The organism is Mesorhizobium sp. M7A.F.Ca.CA.004.06.1.1 (assembly GCF_003999135.1).
In the GTDB taxonomy this organism is placed as follows: domain Bacteria; phylum Pseudomonadota; class Alphaproteobacteria; order Rhizobiales; family Rhizobiaceae; genus Mesorhizobium.
This window is the reverse complement of record NZ_RZPQ01000172.1, coordinates 1-9,084: the sequence shown is the minus strand read 5'-3', so window position 1 is coordinate 9,084 and position 9,084 is coordinate 1. Positions and strand designations below refer to the sequence as shown.

Genomic DNA, 9,084 nt, shown 5'->3' with positions numbered 1-9,084 from the left:
CCTCCACGCCGATCAGCTTCGTCGGCTGGCAATACCAGCCGCAGATCGTCGAAGAGAACGTCAAGACGTTCATGAAACTCTATGATGAGAACGTGAATTACGAGCTCGTATCGGGCGATTACCACCCTGTGGCGGAAACGAAGCTCACCGGCGGTCAGCATATCGACATGCTGTATTCCGAAGAGAACTACATCGCCCGCTGGCACGCGGCCAACTGGATCCGTGACATCGAGAGCCTTCCGGGCGTTGCCGATATCAAGGCCGGCATGTTCCCGGTCAGTGTCGAGTCGCTTTCGCTGCCCAACGGCGGGGCCCTGTGCGGGCTCCCCTACTACGCCGGCTACAACACCTTCCTCTACAACGAGGAGCATCTCAAAAAGGCCGGGGTTCAGGTACCGGAAACCTGGGATGCCGTTCTTGATGTCTGCCGCAAACTCAAGAAGGACGGCATATCCGACGCGCCCTTTCACGCAATGTGGCAGCAACAATGGCCAAACATGTCCTGGTATATGTTCGCGGCTTGGTATTCCGAGGGCGCCAAGGTCTTCGATGCCGACGGAAACTTCGTCGATGAGCCGGCCTTGCGCAAGATCCTCGAAATCAACCAGACCTTCTACAAGGAGAAGCTGGTCGTCGAAGACATCATGACCTTGCCCGGCGAAGGTGTGCCCAGCTATGCCTCCGGCCGTCACACGTTCATGGTCGTCCATGACTACAACCACAAGGTCGCCAACGATCCCGCCGTTTCCAAGATCGCGGGAAAGGTGCGCAACGCGATCATGCCGGGCGCGACCCGCTCGACCATGGCCTGGACGGCGGCCTATCTGATGGGCGCCCAGCCCGTCGATGAGGAGCGCGTGTGGAACCTGCTCCAGTTCTTCGGCGGCAAAGCCAAGGATGGCCAGTATCATGTGATCAAGCGCTGGGCTCTCGAGTTCGGTCTCGGCTCGGGCTACAAGGCGGTCATGCAGGATCCGGAGATCGTCGCCAGTTTCTCGAAATGGCGCGACCTTGACATTTCGGCCAAGCAGCTCGGCATGGCGACGTCACGCGCGATCGGCAAGGCGATCTGGTTCCCGGAATGGGATATGTTCATGATGCAGCAGGTCCAGGAATATATCCGCTCAGGCAGCTCGACCGACGAGTTGGTGACAGCGCTTGCGGCCAAGGCTTCCGAGCTCAAGGCCCAATATCAGTAAGACATGACGCAACAGCCGGTCATCGGGGCCGGCTGTTGCGTCCGCACCAACCTCCAACACATCGCCAGACGCGGCATTGTCGGCGATCTGGCCCAGATGATGCGCGAGGACGCCATGACGATGACATTGCCGTCGCAAGGAGCCGAGCCGCTGGCGCGCGAACGCCGGCGCAGGATGAGCCTTCCGGCTTTTGCCTATCTCTCCGTCGCCCCGACGCTGATCCTGATGATCCTGATCGTCGGCCTGCCGCTCCTCTACAGTCTGTACTTGTCCTTCAACATCACCAATCCGATCACCAAGCGATGGATTTTCGTGGGCTTCGCCAATTATGCGAAGATCTTCCAGAATCAAGGCTTCTGGTATGCGCTCGGCCGCACGCTTTACTTCTCCACGATTGCGGTCATCGGGACGACCGTACTGGGAACACTGATCGCGCTCGTCTTGAATCAGCGTTTTGCCGGCCGCGGCTTCCTGCGCAGTATCGTCCTCGTTCCCTGGGCCATGGCGCCCGTGTCTATCGGGGTGCTGTGGTCCTTCATCTATGCCGGCAATTTCGGTCTGTTGAACGGCTTTCTCAACGACATAGGCCTCGGTTCATGGGGGCGGGCATGGTTTGGAGAGGGCTTCCGCGCCCTCAACCTCGTGGCGCTGACCCAGGTCTGGAACCAGACGCCGTTGACGACGCTGATGCTCCTTTCCAGCCTGCAATCCATGCCGGGCAACCTGCATCGCGCTGCCATTCTCGACGGCGCGGGACCGGTCAAGCGCTTTTTCGCGATCACTTTGCCTTGGCTCAAGTCGACGCTGCTGTTCTCCACCATCATCTCCACGATCAATGCGTTCCTGGCCTTCGACATCATCTGGATCATGACGCGCGGCGGTCCGGGCGCGGCGACCACCACACTGTCCTGGCTCGGCTACATGCAATCCTTTCAGTTCCTGAAGTTCGGCGAAGGGGCCGCTCTTCTTTACGTGCTGACGTTTCTCAGCCTTGCATTCGCCATCGCCTATTTTGCCTTCCTCAGCCCCAGGAAAGCCAGGACGACAGTGTCGGCTTTGGCGGCCCCAGGGCTGCTAACAGCCAGTTGCCCGCGGCCCGCCATGGTCGTTCTGCCGGAATGGAAGCCGAAAAGGCTGATGGGCCCGATCGCTGCACGCAACGCTGGCAAGATCCTGTTCGCGCTCGCCGTCGTTGCCATTTTCGTCTGGTCGTTCCTGCCTGTTGCGGCGCTGGTCCTGATAAGCCTATCGCCAGCCACCGACCTGATCCGCACGCCCCCCTCCATCGTGCCCTCGACGCTCACTTTCGACAACTATCGGGCGGTGCTCATGGCGCAAGGCACGACCAGCGTGCAGGCCGCGCGCGTGCCGTTGTCCCTGCTCAACAGTTTCGGCATCGGCATCGTCGTCTCCGTCGTCAATGTCGCGCTCGGCACCTTGGCTGGCTACGGTTTTGCCCGCTATGCTGGACATCGTTTCTTTGCCGTCAGCCTCTGGGCGCTTCTTCTGACGCGTATGGTTCCCGCACTGACGCTGGTTCTGCCGTTCTTCGTCATCTTCCGGACGCTCGGGCTCATCGACACCCATCTCGGTCTGGTGATCGCATATTCGACGATCCTGATGCCGCTTGCCGCCTGGATGATGAAGACCAGTTTCGAGACCGTTCCAATCAGCCTTGAGCGCGCGGCACAGATCGACGGCTGCAGTCGCTGGACGATGTTCCGCAAGGTTCTGGTGCCCGTGGTGCGGCCGGCTATCGTCGCGGCGCTGATCTTCTGCTTCCTCGTGTCCTGGAACGAGTTTCTCTTTGCCATGATCCTGACCTCGACCCCCAAGACGCAGACAATCCCCGTCGTCATCGCAGGCTTTCTCAACCAGGCCCGTTTCTATGAATACGGACCGCTCTTTGCGGCCAGCGTGCTTGCCATCCTGCCGCCTGTGGCCGTTGCCTTCTTCTTCCAACGTTACCTCGTCCAGGGTGCGCTTTCCGGCGCGGTCAAGGGCTGAAAGGAGCTTCAAGCATGGCGTCGATCAAGATTGCCGGCCTTACCAAGCGGTTCGGGGCGATAGCTGTTTTGAAGGGTCTCGATCTTACGATCAACGATGGCGAGTTCATTTCCTTCCTCGGACCGTCGGGGTGCGGGAAATCGACTTTGCTGTTTTGCATCGCCGGCCTGGAGGATATCGACGAGGGATCCATCCGCTTCGACGACAAGGAGATTTCGGAGCTCGGTCCGCGTGAACGCAACATCGCGCTGGTCTTCCAGGATTACGCGCTCTACCCGCACATGACGGTGCGCGAAAACATCGCCTTTCCATTGCGCCAGCAGAAGCTGGACGAAGCGACCGTAGGCAAGCAGGTAGCCTGGGCAGCCGATGTTCTGGGCATCGAGGCCCTTCTCGATCGCCCGCCGGCGGCGCTTTCCGGCGGCCAGCGCCAGCGCGTTGCCGTTGGCCGCGCGATCGTCAGGAACCCTTCTGTCCTTCTCATGGATGAGCCGCTGTCAAATCTCGACGCCTCGCTGCGGGTGCGCATGCGCACCGAGATCCGACGCCTCCAGAAAGCGCTCGGCATTACCGTCATCTTCGTCACCCACGATCAGGAAGAGGCCATGGTGCTGTCGGACCGGATCGCAGTGATGAAGGACGGCGTCGTGCAGCAGTTCGGACCGCCGATGGAGGTCTATTCGGCTCCCGCCAACCAGTTCGTCGCCGGGTTTATCGGCAGCCCGCAAATGAACTTCCTGCCCGCCAATCTCTGTGGCGGGAGTTCTGACCGGATTCTTGGCGTGCGTCCCCACGACCTGAAGCCGGCGGCGCGCGGTAATGGTGGTCTCACCCTTTCGGGCGAACTCGTGCTGATCGAGCCCGCCGGGCCTTTCCAGTTCCTCGATGTCGACGTTGCCGGCCACATCGTCCGGGCAACCTGCAGCGATGCGTCGGGCCTGTCCGCGGGCGAACGCATCACTCTCTGCGCGAGCCCGGACGCTGTCCGCTATTTCGCCACCGAGGACGGCACCCGTATCAATCAGCGCTTCTTGGAAACCGAAAGCCGAATTCATGCCTTATGATCTCGTTTTGAAAAATGGTCGCGTCATCGATCCTTCCCAGGGTATCGACCAGGTCACCGATGTCGCCTTCGCCGCAGGAAAGGTCGCCGCCGTCGGTAACGGTCTTTCTGGAACCGAAGAACGAAACGTAGCGGGCCTTATCGTAACGCCCGGCCTGATCGATCTGCACACGCATGTTTACTGGGGCGGGACGTCGCTTGGGGTGGATCCGGACGCGTTTGCCCGCAAGAGCGCGGTTTCGACCTGCGTCGACACGGGAAGTGCCGGACCGGGAAATTTCCCCGGATTTCGCAAGCATGTGATCGAGCGAAGCACGGCTCGCATTCTCGTCTACCTGCATATCTCCTTCGCCGGCATCTATGGTTTTGCAAAGAACATCATGATCGGCGAAAGCCATGACATGCGGCTTCTTGCCGGCCGCGAGGCCGTCGAGGTCATCAACGCCAACCGCGACATAATCATCGGGGTGAAGGTGCGCATCGGTCGCCACGCCTCTGGCCCCGCCGGTATCCAGCCTCTCGATGTCGCCCTGCAGGTCGCCGACGAGACGGGCCTGCCATTGATGGCCCATATCGATGAGCCACCCCCTTCCTACGAGGCCGTCGTCTCGCGCCTGCGAGCTGGCGATGTACTGACCCATTGTTTTCGACCCTTCCCTAATGCGCCCATCGACGGCGCAGGCAAGATCAAGCCGGAAATCCTCGAGGCGAGGGAACGAGGCGTCCTTTTCGATATCGGCCACGGGATGGGCTCCTTCTCCTGGAAAACGGCGCGCGCGATGATGGCGCAAGGCTTCCAGCCGGACACCATCTCCTCCGATGTTCATGCGCTCTGCATCGAGGGTCCGGCCTACGACCAGGTTACGACGCTTTCGAAATTCCTTGCGCTCGGCATGTCGATCAACGACATCATCGCAGCCTCGACCGTCAATGCGGCCAAGGCATTGCAGCGCCCAGAGCTTGGAACATTCAAGATTGGCTCGGCCGGGGATGCGAGCATCCTCGAATTGCGTAATGGCGCGTTTTCCCTTGAAGACACGCGCGGCGAGATTGTCGTTGCGCCTGAACGTATCTTTGCCGCCGGTCTGGTCATCGCGGGCCAGGATATCGGTACCGATGATCAAACGCTCGCTGCGGCGGCCGAATGAAGGAGATTTGAAATGGATGGTGGCTATGCCATGAAAGACGCGCCCGCCAATTTCATAGGCGGCGAATGGCAGACGGAGCCGGACACCATGCCGGCGGTCAATCCCGCAACCGGGGAGACCATTGCCCAGTTGCCGCGATCAGGCCGCGAGACGGTACAACGGGCTGTCGCGGCTGCAAAAGCAGCCGCGCCGACATGGGCCGGCATGCCGGTTTTCAAGCGCGCCGCGATCTGCGTTGCCATCGCCTCGGCAATCGACGCGGCTCAAGAAAAGATCGCACGCCTCCTGTCGACCGAGCAGGGCAAAGTTCTTGCCGAGGCCATGGGTGAGGTCGGCAAGGCCGCCGACGGCTTCCGGCTCGCATCCGAACTCGTCAAGCAGCTGGGTGGCCAGACCTTGCCCGCCGAGGATCCGACGAAGCTCGTCATGACGATCCGCCAGCCGCGCGGGGTCTACGGAGTCATTACCCCTTGGAACTTCCCGGTCAACATCCCCGTCGAATATCTGGCACCGGGCATTGCGACCGGCAACACCATCGTCTGGGTGCCCGCCCCGTCGACCTCGCTGGTCGCCTGTGCCTTGATGGAGGTAATCGACGGCGCCGGTCTTCCCGCCGGCGTCATCAATCTGGTCATCGGTGAAGGCGCTACCGCCGGCGACGCCGTCGTGGTTCATCCCGACGTCGCGGCAATCGGCTTTACGGGCAGCGCGGCGACCGGCAAGAAAATCGCCGAGCGCGGCGCCGGCAAGCCGCTGCTCCTGGAACTGGGCGGCAACGGCCCGGTGATCGTTTTCGAGGACGCTGATCTTGACGCGGCGGCCGCCGCCGCGGCCGGCGGCGCATTCTTCAACGCCGGTCAGGTCTGCGCCGCGACGGGCCGCGTTCTCGCTCATCAGTCGGTTGCCGAAAGCCTCTGCGAAAAGCTCGTCGCCCATGCGCAAAAACATGTGCTTGGTGATCCCTTCCACCAGGGAACGACCATGGGGCCGCTGAACAACGCGAAGGTCGCAGCCAAGGTCAAGGAGCACATCGATGACGCAATCGCGCAGGGTGCCAAGGTGCTCTGTGGCGGCAAGCCGCGCCCCGATCTCGGCAGCGGGCTGTTTTTCGAGCCGACGATCATTACCGGCGTCACGCGCGAGATGAAACTCAATCGCGAGGAAACCTTCGGCCCCGTCGTGCCCGTTCTCACTTTCAAGAACGAGGCTGAAGCGCTCGATCTGGCGCTCGACAGCGAATATGGCCTGTCGGTCGGCGTCTTCACGGCGAATGTGGCGCGGGGTGTTTCGGTCGCCAGGGCGATCCCCGCCGGGATCGTCAATATCAATGCCGGCAGCACATGGTGGGAAATTCACCTGCCCTTCGGCGGCGGAAGCGGCACCAAGAGCGGCATCGGCCGACTGGGCGGCGTGCACACGATGGAAGCCATGACCGAACTCAAGATGATCACCGTCACGATCGATCGAAAGGCAGGTGCGGCATGAGCCCTCAATCGCATGCTCTTGCCGGCGAACGGAATTCGCCGCTTTCTCCACCTGAGAGAACGCGGATGATCCGCGCTCTTGTCGATGAACTGATCCCTGGCAACGAGAGTTGGCCCTCCGCGTCCGAGGCCGGCGTGCACGGCATCGTGTCGATGCGCCTCTTTGCGGATTGGAGCGACGTGCAGACTACGGCACTGGCCGATCTGCTGGGCTGGGAAAGGGGTGGCCTTTCAAGCAGCAATGGCGACACCCGCATCGCGGCCGTCAAGGTCTTCGAGCAAGCCGACGCGGAGCTTTTCGACAAGATCTACACGGCGGTGACACTCGCTTATTACGAAACGCCCTTCGTCATCGAGGCCATTCGGAACACGGGGCGTCCGTACTCCCACCGGCCCCATCTGACCGGCTACGACATGGCGCCTTTCGATTTCAACCGGGACCAGCCAGCCCATCGGCGCGGCCATTACCTGGAGACCGAAAAGGTCAGGCCCGTCGACACGTCGCCGCTCGGGCTGGACACGGTAATGACAGATCGCTGGGGATTGGAAAGATGACAACAGATCGCATCTGTGACGTATTGATAGTGGGCGCCGGCGCGACAGGATCCTTGGCAGCACTGACACTTGCAGAAGCCGGTCTCGATGTCGTCTGCCTGGAACAGGGATCCTGGGTGGAGGCGAAAGACCATCCGCATCTCCATTCCGACTGGTCGTGGCAGCGCCGGACCAACTGGAGCCCGGACGTCAACAAGCGCAGCCATCCGGACGATTTCCCCGTCAATTCGGACTCCTCGCAAATCCTGATGTGGAATGCCGTCGGCGGGTCAACCAATGTCTATGGCGCAATCTGGCCACGCTATCGTCCTTCCGATTTCCGCAAGGGCACGGAGCATGGTCTTCAGCCGGACTGGCCGATCACGTATGAGGATCTCGCCTCCTTTTACGAGCAGGCCGACAAGCTCGTCGGCGTGTCGGGCCTTGCCGGCGACCTGGCCATGCCGCCACGAGACCGCTGTCCGACCCCGCCGATGCCTGTGTCCAAGGTGGCGAAGCGCCTTGCTTCCGGTTTCGATGCGCTTGACTGGCACTGGTGGCCGGTCGAGGCTGCGGCGATCTCCGAGGATTATGACGGTCGGCCGGCCTGCAACAACTGCGGCACATGCAACGGCTGCCCACGTGGATCGATGAGCAAATATTCGCTGTCCATCTGGCCCAAGGCTCTGGATGCCGGCTGCGAACTGCGCATCAACGCCCGCGTGCTCAAGATCGAGAAGGACCCGGACGGCCGCGCGAGCGGCGCTCTTTATGTCGACCGCAAGACCGGGAAGCAACATTTCCAGGGCGCAAAACTGGTTATCGTGGCCGCGAACGGCATCGGAACGCCACGGCTCCTTCTTGCATCCGACAATCTTGCCAACGCCAATGATCAGGTCGGACGTTATCTTCTGCACCACACGCTGGTTGCCTGCGAAATGTGGGTCGACGAGCCTGTCGACGGTCATATCGGTTACGTCGCATCCCTGCTGTCGCGGCAGTTTGCCGAGACGGACGTGTCGCGCGGTTTCGTCAACGGTTTCAACTTCAATTGCATCACCTCCACGCCGTCGGCCGGAGAGCTTGCGGCAGGCTGGTTCACGCCGGCCCACGCGCCATGGGGCCGCGACCATCACCCTTGGTTCGAGCGCCACTTCGGCCATTCCATCGGCGTTTTCGCCATTGGCGACGATCTGCCCAATCCGGAAAACCGCGTGACGCTGGATCCTGTGCTGAAGGATTCCGATGGCGTGCCTGCGGCAAAGACCCGCTACGCGCCCGGCGAGAACGACAAGCGTATGATGAACTACATGCTGGATCGCCTCGAAGAGCTCGCAAAGGCCTGCGGTGCTTTCGAATATCGGCTGCATGATTATCGCGACAAGGAGGGCGTTTATCGCACACCAGCCTGGCACATGATCGGCACCTGCCGGATGGGCAGCGACCCATCGACATCCGTCGTCAACCAATGGAACCAGACCTGGGAGGTGCCAAACCTCTTCATTGTCGATGGAAGCGTGCTCACCACCGGCGGCGTCGTCAATCCGACGGCCACCATCTCGGCGCTCGCCTTGCGTGCCGCGGCCTATATTCGCGACAATTTCGAAACCCTCTCGCAGCAGACGCGATCGTCGATAGCCGCCTGACGC

The 9,084-nt window shown here is 61.4% G+C and carries 7 protein-coding genes; all 7 read left to right on the top strand.

What is annotated here, in order from left to right; all coding sequences use genetic code 11:
- A partial coding sequence (locus EN906_RS13085) for an extracellular solute-binding protein (protein WP_127375207.1) occupies positions 1-1,199 on the top strand: 1,199 nt, incomplete at its 5' end.
- 3 nt (positions 1,200-1,202) lie between these two features.
- Positions 1,203-3,206 (top strand): ABC transporter permease subunit, encoded by a 2,004-nt coding sequence (locus tag EN906_RS13080; protein WP_236383059.1) that lies wholly within the window; start codon positions 1,203-1,205, stop codon positions 3,204-3,206.
- Between the two features lie 14 nt (positions 3,207-3,220).
- Positions 3,221-4,270, top strand: coding sequence for an ABC transporter ATP-binding protein (locus EN906_RS13075; protein ID WP_127267308.1), 1,050 nt, complete (start codon positions 3,221-3,223; stop codon positions 4,268-4,270).
- Entirely contained in the window at positions 4,260-5,417 is a 1,158-nt protein-coding gene (locus EN906_RS13070) for an amidohydrolase/deacetylase family metallohydrolase (RefSeq protein ID WP_127267307.1), read from the top strand. The genes EN906_RS13075 and EN906_RS13070 overlap by 11 nt, the downstream gene beginning before the upstream one ends.
- A 12-nt stretch (positions 5,418-5,429) precedes the next feature.
- Entirely contained in the window at positions 5,430-6,902 is a 1,473-nt protein-coding gene (locus tag EN906_RS13065) for an aldehyde dehydrogenase family protein (RefSeq protein ID WP_127270350.1), read from the top strand.
- 65 nt (positions 6,903-6,967) lie between these two features.
- Positions 6,968-7,456: a hypothetical protein gene (locus EN906_RS13060; protein ID WP_127270351.1), complete on the top strand. Its 489-nt coding sequence runs from the start codon at positions 6,968-6,970 to the stop codon at positions 7,454-7,456.
- Positions 7,453-9,081, top strand: a complete 1,629-nt coding sequence (locus EN906_RS13055; protein WP_127270352.1) for a GMC family oxidoreductase — start codon at positions 7,453-7,455, stop codon at positions 9,079-9,081. Before EN906_RS13060 ends, EN906_RS13055 begins: the two co-directional genes overlap by 4 nt.
- Positions 9,082-9,084: the final 3 nt, after the last annotated feature.